Here is a 20,152-nt window from a genome sequence, read left to right as displayed (position 1 = left end):
AATTGGTGCCCGCAGTCAAACAGCTGACGGGCGTTATAGGAGGTACCGAATGACTAGTGCGTTGAGCCACGCCGAGGCGTTTCGTCTGCCTGCGGACCACCGCTGGGTTGTTCTCGACGTCGAGACGTCAGGGATGCGGTCGGCATCGCACCGTGTGCTCAGTATCGCCGCATTAGTACTGCGTGAGGACGGTTCCGTAGAGCGTCAGTTCTCGACTCTGCTTAATCCGGGATGCGATCCGGGGCCCGTCCACGTTCACAGCCTCACTCCCGATCGCTTGGCTGGTGCGCCGCGTTTCGAAGACATTGCTGAGGAATTCGCCGACTTGCTCTCGGGTCGGACCATGGTGGCGCACAACGCGTCGTTCGACTACGGCTTCCTCGACGCAGAGTTTCAGCGTGCCGGTTTCGGTACCCCGATCGAGAAGCGACTGTGCACGTTGGCGCTCTCGCGTCGTTTGGAGCTCGATGTGCCCAATCATCGGCTCGCAACGTTGGCCGAGTACTGGAAGATCGAGCAACTCAACGCGCACGATGCGTACGACGACGCTCGCGTACTCGTCGAGGTTTTCGGGCGGAGCGCATCACTTGCTGACACTCTGCAACTTCCACTTCCGGTAGTCGGCTGTAAGGACCGCCGGGTCACGGCGCACCCACAACAGATCAAGAGAGTACCGTCGTCATTCGCGAATCCTGGACGTCTCGATCCGACGCGAGGGCTGGTCCAGGGCATGAAGGTAGTAATCAGCGGTCCGACCCGTACACCTCGGATTACGCTGGCAGCCCGCCTCACAGACGCGGGTTTCGATGTATTGAACACCGTGAGCCGACAGACGAGTGTTGTGGTGTGCGACAACGCGGCATCGCAGAGCGGGAAAGTGCGAAAGGCCGCATCCGACGGGATTCCCATTATCTCGGAGCAGCAGCTCGAAGACTTGTTGGCCCGTGCGCTGCCGGGTGAGATCAAGAACGACGGTGCCCTGGCGGTGGTGTCCACGGTCGTTCCAGAGCCCGAAACCGCGACGGCGCCTGTGGCTATCGAGGTCGAGCGTGGGGCTGTCCTAGTGCCGGAGATTGTCGAACCTGCGCAACCTCGTCCCGTCATCCGTCCATCGACCATTGCGACGGCATCGCCACTTGCGAATCGGAAGGCGAAGGCGTGGCAGGGGCGCCGTGTTCTGATTCTCGGCGGCAGTCATCTCGACGGCGTGATCATGCGGTCCCGCATCCTGCAGCTCGGTGCTCGCCCGTCTCTCAACTTCACAACCGCGGTCACCGAAGTTTTGGTGTTGGAGGGCGGTGAATCCGACAAGCGAATGGCACGGGTGATCGAACGAGGGCTTCCGCAGATCAAGGAAGCCGATGTTAACGAGTCCCTGGTTTCGGGCGCTGTTCCGGCGCACATGAAGCTCGAATCTCGCTTGTCTGCACCGATTTTGATGCGCGGCGAGGTCGTCGATCTTCCTGCCGCTCAATCGTCATGGTCGATCAACGTTGCGTGGCGGGCAGAGAACGTTGGAGACGAATTCGACGTTGATGTGGTGGCCTTTCTCCTGGACGGAACCAACAAGGTCGATTCGGATCAAGATTTTGTTTTCTACAACAACACCGTCGATGAGGACGGGGCGGTCGAGCTTTCCGTCGACGGTGACAGCGAGCAAAGTGTCCGCGCAGATCTCGATGCATTGCCTGAGGAATGCCGGCGTGTTGTCATTGCGGCCGCGGTCGACGGTGACAAGACTTTCGGCGACTTAGGAGCAGTCTCAGTCAGCATTGATGGTCCTGACGGAACATTTGCCACATTTGTACTCGATCTCGGAACGGTCGAACGAACCATGGTTCTCGCCGAGATCTACCGCCGCGGAGATGTTTGGCGCCTTCGGGCGGTAGGTCAGGGGCATAATCACGGACTTGGCGCTTTGGCTGTCGGCTACGGCGTCGAGGTGGACGACTGACCTCGATTTTTTTCTCTAGAAGGTGGAGTGAGGTCCAGTCGCATAGCGGCGGCTGCTTCGGCGTCTACATCCCGATGCTGGAGTAGTTCGATCAGGTCTTCTTGTCGCGGTTGCCCAAATGCCAAGCGGTAGAGGGCAACTCCGGCCTTGGATTTCTCCAGTCGAGGGCCGTCGATGCTCAACTCATAGGGCATCAGTTCGCGAATCACCTTGTGAGATCCAGAGTAGATCCAATCCGGTACCAGTCCGCCGAGATCTTCGTCCGGGATGGCGTACGCGGCCGTCCAGGGGTGGACGTCGTGAGCACCCAAAATGCTGATCCGGTGGCGCTCGACTAGGTTGCGCCGCACAGCATGGCCACGGAACCGGTTGACGCGACCGTCGCGTTGTTCGAAGTCAACGGGGTTCGACGGTGTATTCCAATGCACCACATGGTGACACCAAGGGTGGAAGTCGATTCCCTCTTGGCCAGCGCTGGTCGAGATGACGATGAACGGCCAGAACGGACTGTTGAATGCATGGCGAATAAGGGCAGGTCGAAACGACTCGTCGCTCTCTGATTTACCGCCGTACTGAACGGCAAGATGAGTTCGGAAGCGGATGTTATCGGCTTCGTCTATGGGGTCGTGCGACAGGCTCTGACCCACTCGAAGTGACATCGCCTCGGCTGCAGAATTAGCGATGGCGTAGATCTGATCGACGTCGAGAGGCTCACTGTCGTGGGTCGGCGTCAATTGTCCGAGATACTCGTCGAGGACTGCTTGGAGATTACCGTCGGCGCAGTACTGCAGAACCTGTCGCCAATACGGTAAGTCCGGATAGAGCTGCCGCAGAAGCACTGCGGATTGCCAACGATTGAACGTTGATCGGAGTCCTGACGCGATAGTGGCAGCAGCTCCCCAAATGTCGCCTTCTGCAACGCTCGGGGCAATCCGTAATCGTTTCAGCGACCGCCACGCGCAGTTCGCCGGAGAGTGCGCCGCCAGTTTGGCAGTAATCTCAACGAGGTCGGGCGGTATCCGACCGTCGGTCAGCGTTGTGGTGCTCTCGGCGAGGGCCAGGAATGGATCGAGATTAGTTGCTTCGTGGGTTGCCTCGGCATCTGAGTCATGATGCGACTGTAGGACATTGCGGAGCCATCCTTGATCGTCCGAGCTGAAATCGAACACGTCGAATTGCTCTCGATCGATATGCATCGGCCACGACCAATAGAAGTGTTGTGCCCCAGTCGCAGTCGAAGTTTCGCGACCATACGGAATAGCCGACTTAAGTCGCTCCGCCACGGTGGCTTCGAATGACACGGCATCAACCGGGTCGACGTGGTCTCGAGCAAGGGCGAGTGGATCCGACATTGTTGCGAGGTGTGGCATCGGCCAGAACAGGGCAAGTGTGGACATCTGCGGATTGGATCCGCGGTATTCGAGCGGTGAACCGATCGCCCGGAGGCTGTCGGGATCGTTGGGGACTATTGAGGAATGTCCCTGCATCAAGCGATGTTCCGCGTGATAGCTCAAGACCGACGCTACGGCAGGAGGAGTCGACGACCAGCTCGAGAACACGAGTCGCTTGGTGATCTGAGCCAGATTCGGATCTGCGAACGGACCACCGGCAGTCAGATACGGCAGGCTGGGTGGGATCCAAAGTAGTTTTTCCCAACCTTTTTCGACTGTATCGTCGCGGAACCTTCGAGTTCGTGCATTACCCGCTTCGATCTCACCGAACTTTCTGACAGAAGCGGTGTCGACGCGGCTGATGTCGAGTAGTTGCGACTCCCTATCACCCGAAGCTGCAGCGTACTTCCGGCCGAATTGGTAGTTGCTCATGAAGTTTACGAAGTAGGGCACGGATTTCCAGTAGTCCACGCTGAACTGCGCGTCGAGTTCCTTCGCGAGGCGACGCAGGGCCGCGTAGCCAAGCAGTTCTTGTGGATCGATTCCGGTAATCGTGGACCGTCGCTCCCGAACCATCGTGCTACCTGAATGTGTCGGGCGTTCCACTCGACACATCAAGGACAAGAGGATGATTCGCAGTTGATCTACCGTCTCAACGGCATCTTGACCTTCGACGACAGCATTTCTGAACTGTTCGAGCAGCCCCATTACGTCGCTGGATTCAACATGCTTCGACCCTTCTGCGAGGAAATCGATCGTCTTGGTGAAATCGGAGTAGTGATCGGCACCGGAATCGTCGGCCTCGGTAAATGGCTTGTACGGAGTCGCAGACAGAAGCAGTACCCGTGTCCCGTGGGGAGCGAACAGGTGCCGCGCAAGTTCGCCGGCGGATGTCGTCTCATCCATCAACTCTGTGAACCGCTGGAACTCGTCCATGATCACAAGATCGGGCGCGAGCGAATTTACGCTGGCATGAGCAAGTTCGTACCGCAGATCTGCAATGAGGGTCGTGATGGCGGAGTCTCGACCGGGATCGTTGATCGGCCTTTTCATCAGGTCGAACAACCTGTCGGCGATGGACGGTTCGCCTGCATTAATCGTGGCAACAAACGCTTCCAAGATCGACGGATCAATCGAATCGCCGAACTTCTCCTCGAAAACTGCGACGTCCCTTTCGAAGGTATCGAATGAAGCGACGGAACCCTGCAGGATCGTCAGCGCAGCCACGCGTTGGGTGGGGGAGAACTGGAACTCTCGATCGAGCAGTAGAAACAGCAATTGCCGCTCATCGGAACGACCAGTCCGTTGCCCCGTCTTGAATGATGTATCCGGAGTCAGCGAAACAAGATTGACGGGTACACGCAGGTTGTCTCCTACGGAGTCCAGTCTGCGGTTGTGAGTGGCAAGCAGTGTCAACCGGCTGGTGTGTGTGATTTCTTTGTTGTCGGTGACATTGAGACGTTCGAGATTCTGTCGCGCGAGGTCGATGTTGGAGCAGATGTACACGATGTTGATCTCGGTACCGGGCGGGCCTTGTTGAAGGTGTTCGATTGTGCGCGCAATGATTCCGCGCGCCACCATCGACTTGCCGAGTCCAGTTTCGTCTGCGACGAGAAAGTGGCGACTGGGATCCGGTTTGTAGAACTGCTCGAATACATGGTCAACGGTGTCCCGCTGAAAGTCGCGTAGTCCGGAGAGTATTGTTTCGGCGCGAAATTCCTGGTTCATGCGTTTCTCCGATTCAGAACGGTTGCGGAAGAGTGAATATCCGTCCAGAGCGCGGAGAATCCCGGCGGCAACAAGTCGCGACGTGTGTCGTCTCGATGGAGTCGGCGAATGAAGCCGTCCATATCGGTGAGGACAGCCGGGGCCGTCGCCAGGGCGAGTAGAAGTGACTCGAGAATGCCGGGGAGTGGTCCGGATTGGGAGCCTCGGCCGTGGACCATCTGGTCGAATGCTCCGCCTGCACCGTCCCCGCCGTTGGAGATGGACAGCATTAGCGCGATAAAGCGCAGAACATCCTCGGGCTTCTTCAGCTGCGATGCAAGGATTTCGTCGAGGCGCTCGTCAGGGTCGTTGATCAGGTTGGCAACAACCACTGTGCCGCCGGTCGATCCGCCAGGTTCGGTGACACGAACTGCGAGGAACGGCATTATGTCGACCAGCGTCAGCCCGGGGCTGATGAAGTCAACAGGATGGTCGGACGCCATGGCTACTGCCGATCCAGGGCGAGTGGTGAGTTCGATCGTGGCGGTGTAACCATCGGGAAGTGGCAGGGGCACATCAGTTTCGATCAGTAGGTCGAAGAATTCTCCGGCCGGTTGGACAGTTGCAGTGAACGGCGTTGATGCAATCGCTTGCAAGGTTTTGTCGAGTTCGCGGCGGACGGCATCGGCTTCATCCGGTTCCACGCCGCCGGTGGCTTCGTATGGGCTGATGATTGATCCGAGTCCGCTGCCGCCGAGCATGGCGCCGATTCCGAATTTCTTTTTCGCGCCGGTCATTTCGACCAGAATCTCGACGTTTTTGTTGAATGCAGCCGCGGTGGCATTGGCTGAACCTATGAAAAGTCTTGCCCAGTGATTGTATTCAACGATGTACGCCTTGGCATGCAATCCGCCCAGTACATTCGCCGAGTCTGATTCGGGTTCAGGAATACCTGCGTCAGAGTTGAGTACGTACGACGCGTTGAACCACTTCAGGGTTTCCGGGCGGAGCTGTTCCAGTGATTCCGCGCGGCTGATCACATCCGCGAACACACGTTCACCCGGAATTACAGTGTCGAACCCATCGTCGCCCAGGAACGGTGAAATCGCAAGGTGCCGAGTACCTTCGAAGTTTGGTGACGGTTTATGGCCAGGTACACCGAACACATGGAAGGCGATATCCGAGAGTCCCTCGGGTGCAGTCCATTCGGCATACCTGACGTCGTCGGCAAGTGTGTGCATACGTCCGCGTCGAGTCGGCTCCAACGGGGAGACAGTGGCATCGTCGGCTAGATAGTGAAGCAATGCCCTCAGTGGCTTGTTGGTCTTGTTTCGTGCGCTACCCATAGTGCCATCGAGTGCAACAACCATGTCCCAGGAATTGTCCCGCGTCAGGTTTCGGCTCTGAACGAGGAGCCGGAAACTGACAACTCCCTCGTCGTCGACGTACTTTGCCAACCAAATTTTCGGGTGAAAGAGAGTACCTGGGCGACTGCGGACGGCATGCACTGCGGGCTCGAGGAAGGCCATGAGTGCATTCGTCCGCTCCGGAACTCGAATGTGTCCGGCTTGGTGGAATATGTCGATAGCGTTGGCACAGATACGGATAGACGCCAGCATTGCAAGCGGATCCGTCGAATGGGACGGCGGCGCAAAGGAGAGTGCAGGTACCAACGCGGACTGTAGATCAAGGGTGAATGTAGTTCCCACCAGGTGGTCGAGCTTGGAGCCGGCCGGTGGCCGCAATTGATCCACCAGTGTGGCTCGTTCGTCAGGCGCGAGCATTCTTCAGTCCTTCGGAAATGTCGCTGAGTATTTGTGATGCTTGTGGCCAACGGAATTGGAGTCGGCTGGCACCCGACGCACCCTGCCAGAGACGCAGTTGTTTCTCGTTTGTCAGACGTGACTGCGCACCCTTGTTCTGAAACTCGCGATCGCTGATTAGTTTTCGCAAATCGACGGAATCTGCCGGAGTTCTCGCTCCAAGGTCGTTGATGCCGTCGATCCAGGTTTCGACAAATTGCTGCGTTCGCGGTGGTAGTGCTGGGAACCGGTTCCACAACCGCGACCGGTCCCAGGTCGGGGCAAGTGGGTGATTCCAGTAGCGGTCGCTCCACTGCGCGAGTTCGTCACGGTAATGCTGGGCAGGTGCCTCGACACTCGTCAGTTCGTGGTGCTCGTAGGCTTCGCCCACCATCAAGTTGTAGAGCAGTGACGCGCCGTGCAGAGTAAGCGAGAACAGCTCAGTGTCTTCGACGAGGTCACGAAGCTCCTGCGGTGCTCCATCCAGATCGAGATCCCAGAAGTAGTCGACGTCGAGGTCGGTCATCGTCGGTTGGCTCAGCAGATACGCGAGCAAGGAACCTTCACAGGTCACAACCATCCGCTCGCGAAGCCAGTTAGCCTCCGCCGTAGAGAGATCGAATCCTTGCTCCGTCACGTCCGTCGGAAACGATTCGGGTAGGGGGAGTGTCGACCACGGTGAGACGTCGCGCATTTCATCGTCGTTCGCCGAAGCCTTGCGAATCTGCAGTAGGTGCTGAGGGCGAGTGTCTTGGCGCAGGATCTTGTAGGTCTGCAGTGCATTCCAGTAGATCGCGGACGGGAGGACCCGCACAGCTGCGCCTGCGACGCGCCCGATCAGGCCCTGTGTGTGGCCGGCCTCGCGCAGTGCCAGCAGCATTTCACGCTGTTCGCGGTCTGCGGCTTTCACCAGTGCTGCACCCGACTTGCGCAGCGCTGCTCGTTGATACGTCCATGGAATCAGAACGAGGTAACGTGCCCGCGTCTGGACGGTGGAGATCCCGGGGAAGAGAAGGTCGGCAAGTCCGTCACGGAGCTGGCCGATTCCGAGATTGTCGAGAGTTCCAGGTTCGCTGAAGAGCGCAACCAGCTCGCGCATTCGTTGTTCTTCTTCAGCGGACGTATCTAGCCAGGCAATCAGCGACAAGTGAGCACTCCAAGATCAAAGTTGGGAACGAGCGAATTCACCCGATCTTGATCGGGTCGTAGTACAGAGCGGCGTCGGTTTCCTCAACTCTGACGGACACTTCATCGCCAACGCTGAGATACTCATCGACGTCGATCAATTTTGTTTCACCGAGGGTGTCACGAAGTGAGCGAGCACGAATCAATCCGCGGCGCCCATCGGGACCGACAGCCAGGGCGTATTTAGGTCCGGTCTTGGTGACTCGCGCAGATATCGTCGCAGGTAGATTGCGGATTCCATTCGAGACGGCGTCCGATCCGCGTTCTGATGGCTTCAGTGGAGAGGTTTGCTGATCGAGCTCTTCAGCGAGGCTGTCCGCCATTTCGTCGACTTGCGCCAGCAACCCTGCCATCTGTTTCGCATAGTTGTTGTGAAACTCGTTGGGTTTCAGTGCTTCTCCGGGTTTGTACATGTCTTCGTGAGTCAGCTCGCCCCATGCGTCTTGAAGTCTCGTTTTGATCTGAACTTCGACCTTCACATCGAGGTCGCCTTGGTGCGTTGGAACCCGAACCAGAAGAACGGCGTGGTACGCACGGTAGCCGCTGTCTTTTGGGTTCGAAACGTAGTCGAGGGGTTCTTCCGCGAAACGCATTGAACATTCAGGCGAACGGCAGGAAGCTTCGAGCGCTTTGCTGATTGCGAGCTGGTCTCGGGGACTTTTGCATAACACCTTGATGCCGACCAGATCGCCAAGGGCGTCGGCTATGGCTTCCGACGTGGTTGGTACTGCAATCTGGGCTTCGGCGATCTTGCGGCGCACTTTGTCGGCTGCGCGCTGGGGTGACTTGATACGTGCATTCTTGGCATTCATCCGGTCACGGTCGACATTGTCCAACAGCTCATCTGCGAGCGTTTCCAGAAACGTTTGTGTGGTGACGAGCGCGGCGTCCCAGGCTCGGGAACGCCCTTTGTAGAGCGCATTGACGAGCGTCTGAATGTTGTCTTGCTCCATTGAAGTCAACCCCCCGGTCAGTATCAAGATTGGCGTCGCCGAATCCCATTTGTGCAATACCTTAGCGACTGTGGGGCTATAGATACTGAGCGAGCAGGGTTCCGATTGCGGATGCGAGCTTGATGGGCACTGCATTTCCGATCTGCTTCGCGATCGCGGTTTTCGAGCCAACCCACTTGTAATCGTCGGGAAATCCTTGTAACCGAGCCGCTTCGAAGTGGGTGATTGCTCGATCCTCAGTGGGATGGATGTAGCGACCCTTTTCTGGTTTGAAGAATTCGGTGCGGATGGTCACCGATGGTCGGTCGGAATGGAGTCGTCCCATGACGTCGCCGGAACCAGTTGTGTGTTTTCGCCAGCACGGCGCCTTCAGCTCGTCGGGCAGATCGAATCTGTTTCCGCCGATCGGGATGCTTGCGAATCGATCCAGCGAGAGCTGCTCGAAGTTTCGAGTTAGATGCAGTTCGGTTGTTTTGAACTCACCGGGCAGCATCTTGCCGTCTTCCAATTCTACGAAGCGACCTTCTGGCAGGAGTTGTTCGGTTACATGGGCTTTGATCCCACGGAGAGCCTCGCCCACGGTGAGGTGTGCGTCGGCATGTGTTTTTTTGGGTTCGCCAGGATCTTCCATGTCGCGATGCCGTCCAATGACCACGACGCGTTTACGGGCTTGTGGCGCGCCGTAATCTGCTGAGTTCAGTGTGTGAGGTGTTAATACGTAGTCGGCGAGTTCTCCGCCGGACCCGGTAGTTTTGCAGAAGATTTGGAATTCTGGCGACTTCAGGAACTGTGGGACATTCTCCAGTACAAAGTACTTCGGACTGGCGAGGGCCACGGTTTTTGCATAGTGACGCCACATCTGATTTCTGGCGTCGTCAGCATCCTGACGACCAAGTGCGGAGAAACCTTGGCAGGGTGGCCCGCCGACAACGAGATCGACGTCGGGGACCGTGTGGGTTTGGAGCCAATCCTCGATCCGGCCTTGATGCATGACTTCACCGAAGACCTGTTTGTACGTTTCAGCAGCGGCTCGATCCATTTCGACTGCCCCTGCGACTCGGTATCTCGCACTGGATTCGTGGAGGCCCTGCGTCAGACCGCCGGCGCCTGCGAAGAGGTCGAGTACCTGGATCGTCGATTCGTTCGCGCGCACACGTGAAGGGTACCTGGTAGTGCCGACTGCGACGGCATGGCTAGGCGTCGGTCGTCTGTTCATTGGGGCTCGGGAGAATTGGCCGAGCAAGGTAATGAGAAATCGTCTGACAGGTGCCAGTGATCGATTTTCCTTGGGTCCAGGTGTTTGGCGTTGTTGCAACAGTCAGCGCTTACTGACCGATATAGATTGAAAGCGCTGCCGCGCTGGAAGCATTACTTTGATCGACGAATCGCGCACCGGGTGCGAGGGCGATCCCTTCGGAACATGACAATATTGACGCATTTGAACCCGAGATGATGATCCATCATTTCGGCTGTTGCGAAAGAGGTAGTGATGAGTGGGCCAGGGTGTGCAATGGAATTGAATGCTCCACAGCGCGAGGTTTCAGACGCTCCCATCGGTGAGCGATTGCTCGTCGTTGCGGGGGCCGGTCAAGGCAAAACCGAGGTGGTGGCGTCACGTATCGGCCGTCTGGTTGCCGAGGAGGAGTTGTCTGCTTCGACCGAAATCTTGGTGTTGAGCTTTTCGCGTGCCGCGGTACAAGCGGTTAAGTTGCGTTTGGATGCACGGGATATAGCCCGCGCGAATGTACGTACATTCGATTCACTGGCCGGCCGCCTTTTGCTGGATGCAGATATTGAACCTGTCGGTTCCTTCGAGGCGAGGATTCGCCAAGCGACGAAGTTGTTGACCGATGAAGACGACATTCCCTACGAGATCGAGACACTCCGACATGTGGTGATGGATGAGGTCCAGGACTTGGTGGGGGACCGCGCGGATTTTGTGCTGGCATTGCTTCGCAAGTTGAATCGTGATGTCGGTATCACTGCGCTCGGCGATCCGCTTCAAGGGATCTACGATTTTCAACTCGAGGATTCCAAGACGAAGACCCCGTCCTCTGCTGTCTTCGAAGCACTGCGAGATGAATTCGGGCTCAAGCAAGTTGGGCTAGGCGACAACTATCGTGCACGTGGGTTGGACCCCAAACAGGTTATCGAGCTGGGGGAAGTTCTGCGTGAGGTAGCAGACGCAGACGAAGGGCGAGCTGTCCTCGACGAATTTGAACAGAACCTCATCGACCGTGGAGACATCGAGGAATGGGCTTCATCAGTTCAACAAGAAGGCTCGCGCACCGCGATCCTGTGTAACACCAATGCTGAGGTCTTTCGGGTGTCGAGGTACCTGCGCGAAGCCGGTGTGGGCCATGTTGTTCGGCGAACTGCACAGGAATTTGGGGCCGCGAGGTGGGTCGCGCAGGCATTGGGTTCATTGGTCGGGCAGCGTATCCCCAGATCGGAGATCGAGGAGGCACTGGCGCTGTTCTGCTCACCAGAAGTTGCGGAGGATCGGTGGTATCTACTGAAGTCTGCAGAAGGTGATTCGCGAAACCATAATCAGCTCAATCTTTCTCGTCTGCGTACGTTGATTCGGTCGGGCGCAATTCCATTGACCTTGACCGAACCTGACCAGGCCGACGTCATCGTCTCGACAGTGCACAAAGCGAAGGGGCTCGAGTTTGAACGTGTCTTCGTTGTCGAACCGAATTTCTCTCGTAAGGACGAAGACCCGTGGGTAGTGATGCGTGGTCGGTACGTCGCGCTGAGCCGGGCACGCGATGACCTTTTTCTGTGCAGGATCCCGAAGACCTGGGCGAGTTTCAAGTCCGAGTTTTGGATGAGGGATCGGCTGATGGAGAAAGTGTCGAGCAAAAAGTCAAAGTACAAGCGAACGAGATCCGTCGAGTTCCGCTACAGCGATACCGATGTCGACGCTCCTGTAAGTGCAGGCCAGGTCAGTGCAGCAACAATCCAGTCGAATCTGCGTGACGACAAATTGTTGGGACAGAGACTCGAGGCGACTCTGGACCTGGACGTTTCTACGTCCGAACTGCCGATGTACTTGCTGACGACGGAAGATGGTCACACGATCGGACGGACCAGTGAGACCTTTAATGAGGAGTTCAAGAAGGCATTCAACCTGAAAGGCGGGTCGTGGCCTGCTTCGGTAACCGGCTTGTCGGTTGTCTCGGTGGAGACGGTGGCGGGAGATCCGGCGAAGTCGGAAAAGATGGATGTCAGCTTTGCAGGATTCTGGTTGGCTCCGCGAGTTTTTGGTCTGGCACAACCTGATTGGTCGAACATGGAGGAAATAGAGTGAGCTCATCAGTTGATTCCTCGCTTGACGAAAAGTATCGGTTCCGCGACGAGATGGTCGAGGAGTTGTCTCGTGACGTCATCGGTCCAGGGGGTGGTGCATCTGAAGTGATCAAAGAAGCACCGTTGGATCGGTACATCGTTGGTGTTTTGTGGCCGGCTGATGAGGTGTTGCAAGAAGAACCCGAGCCAGACGGAACTGAGCCGAGCGATCAGACTGCGACAGAAGACAGTCCGGTAGCTCAGGCGCGTATGCGATTTCCATCGTCGATGGGTCTCACCTTCTCAGTCAAGGTGGATGTTTCAACAACGGTCAAGATCTCCGCTAAGGCTGCGTACTACGTTCCGTTGGAATCGCGAGGCGACACTGGGGAGAAGCCGAAACGCAGCAGGGAAAGTGACTGGCAGCGGCATGACCTCGAGATTGCGCCGGTTGATCAGCGGGTGGATGTGCCGGGGACCTATCGGCCTGATATGCCGGAGGGGCTGGAGCTGTATGTGTATGTGCGACCCGCTCGTGAAGGTTCAGTAACGGTATCCGTCGCGTTGCGAAACACCCGCGAATCGGTGAAAGGTGAACTGCGGGACGGGAAAGCGTGGTTCCAAGTCGGGTTGACCATTGACACCGATTCGCCGGCGATCGTTGATCGCTCTCGTCAGCGCAACCTTGGACGTGACGCTGACCTTGACGGTGCGGCTCTCCTGTACCGAAATATGCGGACTTTCGCGATCGGTCACGGCTGTGCGGTCGAATGGGCGGGAGCAGATGCCGTAGGCGAGTGCATCGCGCAAGTTGCGACGACCTTCCTCCCAGCACATGAAGTTCCACGTGCGCGGCCGGGCACCCTTGATGATTCTGTCAATCTGCGTATGTCTTTCCTGTCCGACGCGCCCGATGCGGAGGTCTTGGGGAGCCTGCGCGCGATGTTGCGGCAGTATCGGCTGTGGATCGAAAACCTCGAGGCGACGCTCGACGACGGTTCCGCTGATGTCGAGACGGACCTGGTGGACATCGCACGCAACAATATGAAGGCAGCGAAGCAGGCGGCTGATCGGATCGATGCAGGAATCTCCCGCCTGCAGAACGATGCTGACACCATGCGGGCATTCCGTTTGTCCAACAAGGCTATGCAGTTGCAGCGTGCAAGACAGGTATGGGTTCGCTCGGGAGCTACTGGCATAGCTGATGAGGGCTTGGATCAGCAGTGGTATCCCTTCCAGATCGCGTACATTCTTCTTAACTTGCCTGGTCTCAGTGATTCGAACCATCCTGATCGTGACATCGCTGACCTTCTGTGGTTCCCCACAGGCGGAGGAAAAACCGAGGCATACCTCGGCCTGGTCGCGTTCTCGATCTTTCATCGGCGTCTGAAAGATCCGACAGCAGTCGGTGTGGCCGTCATTATGCGCTATACGCTGCGGCTGTTGACAATCCAACAGTTTGAGCGTGCGACCATGCTTGTGTGTTCTCTTGAAACTGTGCGGTTGGCAAACTCAGAACTGGGATCGCGCGCATTCTCTATCGGTCTGTGGGTTGGTTCAGGCGGCACACCCAATACTCTAGACGAGGCCAAGCGGTCGCTACGTGACTTGAAATCTGGTCGTGAGTTGACTGAGAAGAATCCCGTTCAACTTACTCAGTGTCCTTGGTGTGGAAGTGAATTGGACTATCAGAACTACTCGGTGAAAATTGCTCCAGAACGACACTTGCATATTGCGTGCGGATCGACTGGTTGCGACTTCGCGGGCGGCCTACCGGTGCACGTTGTCGACGAGGACATCTATCGGGCTCGCCCCGAGCTGATCCTGGGCACTGTCGACAAGTTTGCGGCAATGGCATGGAATGAGAACGTAGGCAAGCTTTTTGCTCGTGATGGAGTTGGCTATGCGCCGGATTTGATCATTCAGGATGAGTTGCATCTCATTTCAGGTCCGTTGGGCTCGATGGTCGGGCTGTATGAAACCGCGATTGACGCTGCCTGCGAGGTGAAGAATTTGGCGGAAGGGACAACTCGCGGCCGGGCTAAAGTCATCGCATCGACGGCCACTATCAGGCGTGCTGAGAAGCAGATCAGGTCGGTATTTGCCAGGGAGGCGGCGCAATTCCCGCCGCCAGGGATCGACCCAGATCAGTCTTTCTTTGCGGAACCGGCACCGCGTGACACGCACGGAACACGTCGATACGTGGGCATCATGACTCCGGGCACAAGCCACGCAACGCTGTTGGTCCGTGTCTATTCGGCGCTGCTACAGGCGGCAAAGGATCTCGAGGGAGACGACGACACACGCGATCCCTATTGGACCCTGCTGGGCTACTTCAACAGTTTGCGTGTTCTCGGAAGTGCGTATCTCCAGGTTGAAGGAGACGTTAGAGAACGTCTACGGGTTGTAGCCAATAGGAGCGAGGGAGACCCACGAGAGATTCGCCGACTGAATGAGCTCACCAGTCGTGTGCCATCCTCGGAAATTCCAGGTGCGTTGAAGCAGATGGAAAGAACGGTCAGCGACGGAACGCCAGACGACGTCGTGTTGGCAACAAACATGATTTCTGTGGGTGTGGACATCGACCGACTCGGACTGATGGCGGTGATGGGCCAACCACAATCGAGTGCCGAGTACATCCAGTCCACCAGCCGGGTGGGCCGAAAGTACCCGGGGCTGGTAGTCACAATCTTCAACTCCGCGAGATCTCGTGACCGTTCACATTACGAGAGCTTCATTCCTTACCACCAAGCTCTTTACCGGGCAGTGGAGGCAACCAGTGCGACTCCTTTCGCGGCGCGCGCCCGAGATCGAGGGCTGCACGGTGTTTTGGTTTCACTTGCGAGACTGCTGGTTCCAGGACTTGCTGCTGACGGTTCTGCGTATCTAGCGGAAGATAACTGGGACGGTCTCCGGCAGGTGGCAGACATCTTGGAGCGGCGGGTCGCAGAAGTGGCTTTGGAGGAATCCGACGATACGCGCGACCAGATCGACAAACTGCTGGAAGTTTGGGCTGAAGCCGGCGAACAAAAACCTCGCATGAAGTATCGAAATTCCAAGAATCTGGATGCGGCTCTATTGGTGGATCCCGCGACCGCATTGACCAACGACACGATCGAGTATTCGCAAGACGAGGCTCCCTGGCCAACCCTTCAGAGCATGCGCGACGTTGATGCAGAAACTGGCTTGTATCAGATTCCGATGAGGAGAAAATAATGACAACTGGCGCCAAAGCACGCCGCAGCCAGCTCCTGAGCACTTACGGAATTGGTGGTCTATTCCCTTCAGAATCAACAAGTTTCATGATCACCGGGTTGGACGACTGGAATGAGAGTCGAGCGCCGATCGTAAGTGAGCCGCGCCTTGCGCGCTCGTTGCGGGTTCGGGAGTTGAAGTCGCCGCCTGCAGGAACGGCTCGAGATGTCCCTGTCATCAGATTTCCCTACACGCAGGTATGCCCGTCTTGCCGCAGGATCGGATCGATCTTTGACCTCTCGGGGGACTGGAACGTCGCGAAATGTAGTAAATGTAAGGACAAATCTGACCTGGCGCCGTTTCGCTTGATCACTGCGTGCGTGAAGGGGCACATCGACGAATTTCCGTACCGCCGCTGGCTGCATAAAGGGCAGAGCAGTGAGGGCGATGAGCATGAGATGCATATGCAGTCTCTCGGCAAGACTTCGTCGCTGGCTGACTTAGTCCTGACATGTACCTGCGGAGTGAATCCGAAGTCCTTGGACGGAACTTTCGGCCCTAAAGCGCTTGTCGAATACGGTCCTTGTAAGGGTGCGCGGCCATGGCTTGGGGTCGAGCACAAGCAGGATTGCGCGGAGATCCCGCGGGTACTTCAGCGTGGTGCGTCGAATGTCTGGTTGCCTGCCGTGCGATCTGCGATCTCGATTCCACCATATTCGGAAGCACTTGCGAAGTTTGTAGACCGGCATTGGATCGCTCTGGCGGACCCCGAGGCCGTGACTGACAAACTTTTAGCGAATATCGCGGCTTCCTCGAACGGAAAGTTTTCGGTCGATCAGATCAACGCCGAGGCTGAACGTCGCCGAGGAGACGATGAGGATGAGGAACTTACGGAAGAAGCGCTCCGGAAGCAAGAGTATTCGGCGCTGATCGATGGCCGCGACGAGAGCCAAGGCTCCGACTTTGTCAGTATCAAAATGGATCGCGACTCGTCGCTGCCGGACTGTGTCACGGAAGTGCGTAAGGTAACCCGGCTGCGGGAAGTTCGTGCCCTGTACGGGTTTTCACGGCTCAATGGCGTGAATGAACTTGGCGCCGACGGTCTCTGTGAACTGTCGCATAGTCGAAAAAGCTGGCTTCCTGCGATTGAAGTCATCGGCGAGGGTGTGTTTGTAGCGTTTGATCGGACTCAACTCGATGATTGGGCGAAGAAGCGATTCGCTCAGGATCGTCGCAAGTCACTGAAGCGAGCCGCAGATCGACAGGCAGTCGAATTTGGGCGAACCGAGGCTGCCGAGGTCGACATCGTGAAGGTGGCGATTCATACGCTCGCGCATGTGTTGATCGATCAGCTGTCGCTTGACGCGGGGTATCCGGCGGCATCGCTGCGGGAACGGCTGTTTGTCGATGACGAGATGGCCGGGTTGCTGATCTACACAGCAAGTTCTGACTCGGCTGGCAGCCTCGGAGGCGTGGCTTCACAGGCTGAACCCGAGTCCTTCGCAAGTGCACTTCATGAAGGACTAATCCGACTGTCCTGGTGCTCGGCTGACCCGGTCTGTGTCGAGTCAGGTGCATCCGGAACTGACGCGCTGAACCTGGCAGCGTGTCATGCCTGTGTACTGGTTCCTGAGACATCGTGCGAGCTGAACAACACCTTTTTGGATCGTGCATTGTTGTTCGGTTCTCCCGAAGACAACCAGGAGAATGAAGGATTGTTCAGCACTGTTGTCGCTGCCGGCTAGGTATGCCATCACATGGTGGGGTGCTGAATGGCATCCCACCATGTGATGTGTCTGGCTGTTGCCTGGAGTGCTGCGGAGACGAGATTGTTTCGCGGGCTAATCTGATCTGGCTGTCCGATATGAGGAGTGACACGTGGCTGATATTGCCGCAGGTGAACGCGTAGTTGTTCGTGACGAGGAATGGCTCGTTCGAGCAGTCCGGAACACCGAAAGTGATGGGGCTCGCGTCGAGGTCACTGGGGTCAGTGAGTTGGTTCGTGATCAGGACGCGGTGTTCTTCGGAGCCCTCGACACGATTGACCGACTCGACCCGCGCGATGGCAAGCTCGTGATCGACGAGTCAGCGGGATTCCGACGTTCGAGGCTCTGGCTCGAATCTGTCCGACGAGGCAGTCCACTTCCCACCAGCGACACCCGTATCGCCGTAGGCGACCGGGCACTGCTTGACCGAATGGACTACCAGCTGCGGCCGGCCGCACAAGCGTTACAGAATCTCCGGCCCCGAATCCTCATCGGGGATGCGGTGGGACTCGGCAAGACACTCGAGATTGGTATCTTGCTGTCGGAGCTCATCCGGCGTGGTCGCGGCGAGCGCATCCTGGTTGTCACTCCACGAGCGGTGCTCGAACAGTTTCAGCATGAGCTGTGGACGCGGTTCGCAATACCTTTGGTGCGCCTGGACTCGAATGGAATTCAGAAGGTCAAGCAGACTTTGCCGAGTTCGCGAAATCCGTTTAGCTACTACAAGCGGGTCATCGTTTCGATCGACACACTCAAGAACCCTGCGAAGTACAAGCATCATCTGAAGGATCAGCAGTGGGACGCCGTCGTGATCGACGAGTGCCACAACTTGATCAACCGCACATCCCAGAACAACGAACTTGCCAGACTTCTTGCAGCACAGACTGATGCGCTAATTCTGGCTAGTGCCACGCCTCACAACGGGGAATCAAAGTCATTTGCAGAACTGATCAATCTCCTCGATCCAACCGCCATTGCAGATCGTGAGGAGTACACCGCCAAGGATATCGAGCACCTCTATGTCCGAAGGCACCGCAATTCACCCGACGTCAAGTTGGATGTCGCGCATCGGTGGAAGCAACGACGTACCCCACGCGTAATTGAGGTTGTTCCCAATGCGGCCGAGGTAGCTGTGTTGCGCGAACTCGAGGACGTATGGCTTCACCCGACCGGCGATTCTGTCGTCACGGGGCAAGGACGCCAGCTCTTTCCCTGGACACTGTTCAAAGCATTTCTCTCGTCCCCGAAAGCCCTCCGCGCAAGCGTCGGTCGACGGTTGAAGTCTCTCGACTCCGCATCATCTCCAGAGGCAAAAGCTCTGGTGCGCTTGGATGCTCTCGCCGAAGAAGCAGATCAACAAGGATCGTCGAAGCTCAAATCGCTCGTTGAGCATCTGAAATCCGTCGGAGTAGGGAAGGGATCTACGACCCGCGTCGTCGTGTTCTCGGAGCGAATCGACACCCTGACGTGGCTTGGGGTTGAGGTCTCGAAGGCGCTCAAACTTCCAGCCAAGGCAGTTCAGGTGCTGCATGCCGGACTTCCTGATGAGAAGGTTCAGTCGGTAGTGGAGGGCTTCGGCCAGGCCAATTCTGAGATTCGAGTCTTACTCGCTTCCGACATGGCTTCCGAAGGGCTGAACCTGCACAAGGAATGTCACCAGCTCGTGCACTACGACCTCCCTTGGTCGTTCATTCGGATTCAGCAGCGCAACGGCCGCATCGATCGCTACGGGCAAATGCATGAACCGCAGATTGCGGCGTTAGCACTCACCAGCGACTCCGATGACGTGCCGAGCGATTTGCGCGTGGTCACCAAGCTCCTTCTGAAGGAACACGAAGCCAATCTCGCGCTGGGTGACGCCGGAGTGCTCCTTGATGTGCATGACGCTGACATCGAAGAGAAGACCGTTATCCAGGCGATTCGTGAAGGGAAGGATCTGGATGACGTCGTTCCGGAGCCGACGCCTGCAGCCTTGAATCCGTTTGCGCAACTCCAAGTAACGGCCGGCAGCCATACCGGCGACCCGACACCCGAGCGCGCCCCACAGCGTTCGTTGTTCCAGGACGACGACAATTTCCTCGCGGACGCATTGAAGGACGTCGCGTCCGAACCCGGCGGCCGCGGCTTGGATATCGCTCGCGACGAAGATACAGACATGATCGCCTTCAACCCGCCGGCAGATCTTGTGCCGCGGTTTCGTGATCTGCCCTCTGAATATCTCGTCGAACAGAAAATTGTCGACCGCCTCCGAGTATCGGGGAGTGTTGAATTCGCCGAAGGCCGGCTCGATAAAGCTCGGAAGTCAACTGACAGTGCGTGGCCGGACGTCCATTTCCTTGCTCCAGTGCACCCGGTTCTTGATTGGGCGGCTGACCGATCGGTGTCTCGGTTCGGGCGCAACGAGATACCAGTTCTGTCAGGAGCTGTCAGCGAGCCAGTCTTCCTAACTCAGGCAGTCTGGTCGAATGCCAAGGGGCAAACGGCAATTGCGCACTGGGGTGCAGTTCGCGGGCTACCTGACAATCCCGAAGTCGGCGACTTCGACGAGACATTGGATCAAGCGGGCATCAGGGAAGGTGCCGCGAATGCTGGTTTTGGCGACGTGGATTTGGAAGTGTTGCAGGCCCTGGTCTCCGCTGCGGTAGATGCTGCGACTGAACACCTTCGTGACCGCCGCGACGATTTCGAAGCTGACTTGCTCCGGCGTATCGACGAGTATCGAAAGAGCCTGAAAGGTTGGGAACAAACAGTTCTCGAGATAGTGACGGACTCGGGACGGCGAACCGGATCGAAGCTCGAGATCTCCGAGACCCTCGACGAATCTTCCGCTCTCATCGACTCACTTGCTGCGAGCGGTGACCCATTTGTTCGCGTCGTTGCTGTGATTGTGCCGAAAGCAGGTCTGTAA

At 57.2% G+C, this 20,152-nt stretch carries 10 protein-coding genes; 5 read left to right on the top strand and 5 right to left on the bottom strand.

The window, feature by feature from the left end; genetic code table 11:
• Window positions 1–49: 49 nt before the first annotated feature.
• Window positions 50–1,954 (top strand): TerD family protein, encoded by a 1,905-nt coding sequence (locus tag EEB13_RS27545; protein WP_141486655.1) that lies wholly within the window; start codon window positions 50–52, stop codon window positions 1,952–1,954.
• Here the strand turns inward: EEB13_RS27545 and EEB13_RS27540 are convergent.
• From EEB13_RS27540 to EEB13_RS27520, 5 genes are all read right to left on the bottom strand, one after another.
• Window positions 1,930–5,073 (bottom strand): helicase-related protein, encoded by a 3,144-nt coding sequence (locus EEB13_RS27540; RefSeq protein WP_141486654.1) that lies wholly within the window; start codon window positions 5,071–5,073, stop codon window positions 1,930–1,932. The genes EEB13_RS27545 and EEB13_RS27540 overlap by 25 nt on opposite strands.
• The gene (locus tag EEB13_RS27535) at window positions 5,070–6,836 is read right to left on the bottom strand and encodes a phospholipase D family protein (protein ID WP_141486653.1); all 1,767 of its coding nucleotides are present in this window, start codon (window positions 6,834–6,836) and stop codon (window positions 5,070–5,072) included. Before EEB13_RS27535 ends, EEB13_RS27540 begins: the two co-directional genes overlap by 4 nt.
• Window positions 6,823–7,953, bottom strand: coding sequence for a DUF6361 family protein (locus EEB13_RS27530; RefSeq protein WP_141486652.1), 1,131 nt, complete (start codon window positions 7,951–7,953; stop codon window positions 6,823–6,825). The genes EEB13_RS27535 and EEB13_RS27530 overlap by 14 nt, the downstream gene beginning before the upstream one ends.
• A gap of 85 nt (window positions 7,954–8,038) precedes the next feature.
• Window positions 8,039–8,992: a RelA/SpoT protein gene (locus EEB13_RS27525; protein WP_141486651.1), complete on the bottom strand. Its 954-nt coding sequence runs from the start codon at window positions 8,990–8,992 to the stop codon at window positions 8,039–8,041.
• Window positions 8,993–9,068: 76 nt separating this feature from the next.
• Complete coding sequence (locus EEB13_RS27520; protein WP_141486650.1) at window positions 9,069–10,208, bottom strand: DNA cytosine methyltransferase; 1,140 nt, start codon at window positions 10,206–10,208, stop codon at window positions 9,069–9,071.
• A 294-nt stretch (window positions 10,209–10,502) separates the two neighbouring features.
• On the opposite strand from EEB13_RS27520, the gene EEB13_RS27515 reads away from it, so the two are divergent.
• The 4 genes from EEB13_RS27515 to EEB13_RS27500 all read left to right on the top strand — a co-directional run bounded on the left by EEB13_RS27515 (window position 10,503) and on the right by EEB13_RS27500 (window position 20,152).
• On the top strand, window positions 10,503–12,305 hold the full coding sequence (locus EEB13_RS27515) for a UvrD-helicase domain-containing protein (protein ID WP_261984657.1): 1,803 nt from the start codon (window positions 10,503–10,505) through the stop codon (window positions 12,303–12,305).
• Window positions 12,302–15,499 (top strand): helicase-related protein, encoded by a 3,198-nt coding sequence (locus EEB13_RS27510; protein WP_261984656.1) that lies wholly within the window; start codon window positions 12,302–12,304, stop codon window positions 15,497–15,499. The genes EEB13_RS27515 and EEB13_RS27510 overlap by 4 nt, the downstream gene beginning before the upstream one ends.
• The gene (gene drmB, locus EEB13_RS27505) at window positions 15,499–17,223 is read left to right on the top strand and encodes a DUF1998 domain-containing protein (RefSeq protein WP_141486648.1); all 1,725 of its coding nucleotides are present in this window, start codon (window positions 15,499–15,501) and stop codon (window positions 17,221–17,223) included. Before EEB13_RS27510 ends, drmB begins: the two co-directional genes overlap by 1 nt.
• Window positions 17,224–17,356: 133 nt before the next feature.
• A complete protein-coding gene (locus tag EEB13_RS27500) occupies window positions 17,357–20,152 on the top strand; it encodes a DEAD/DEAH box helicase (RefSeq protein WP_141486647.1) in 2,796 nt (931 codons plus the stop codon).

This window comes from Rhodococcus sp. WS3, from assembly GCF_003797085.1.
Classification (GTDB): Bacteria; Actinomycetota; Actinomycetes; order Mycobacteriales; family Mycobacteriaceae; genus Rhodococcus_F; species Rhodococcus_F globerula.
Note: the sequence above shows the minus strand (reverse complement) of the source record. Positions and strands in the feature narration are given on the sequence as shown.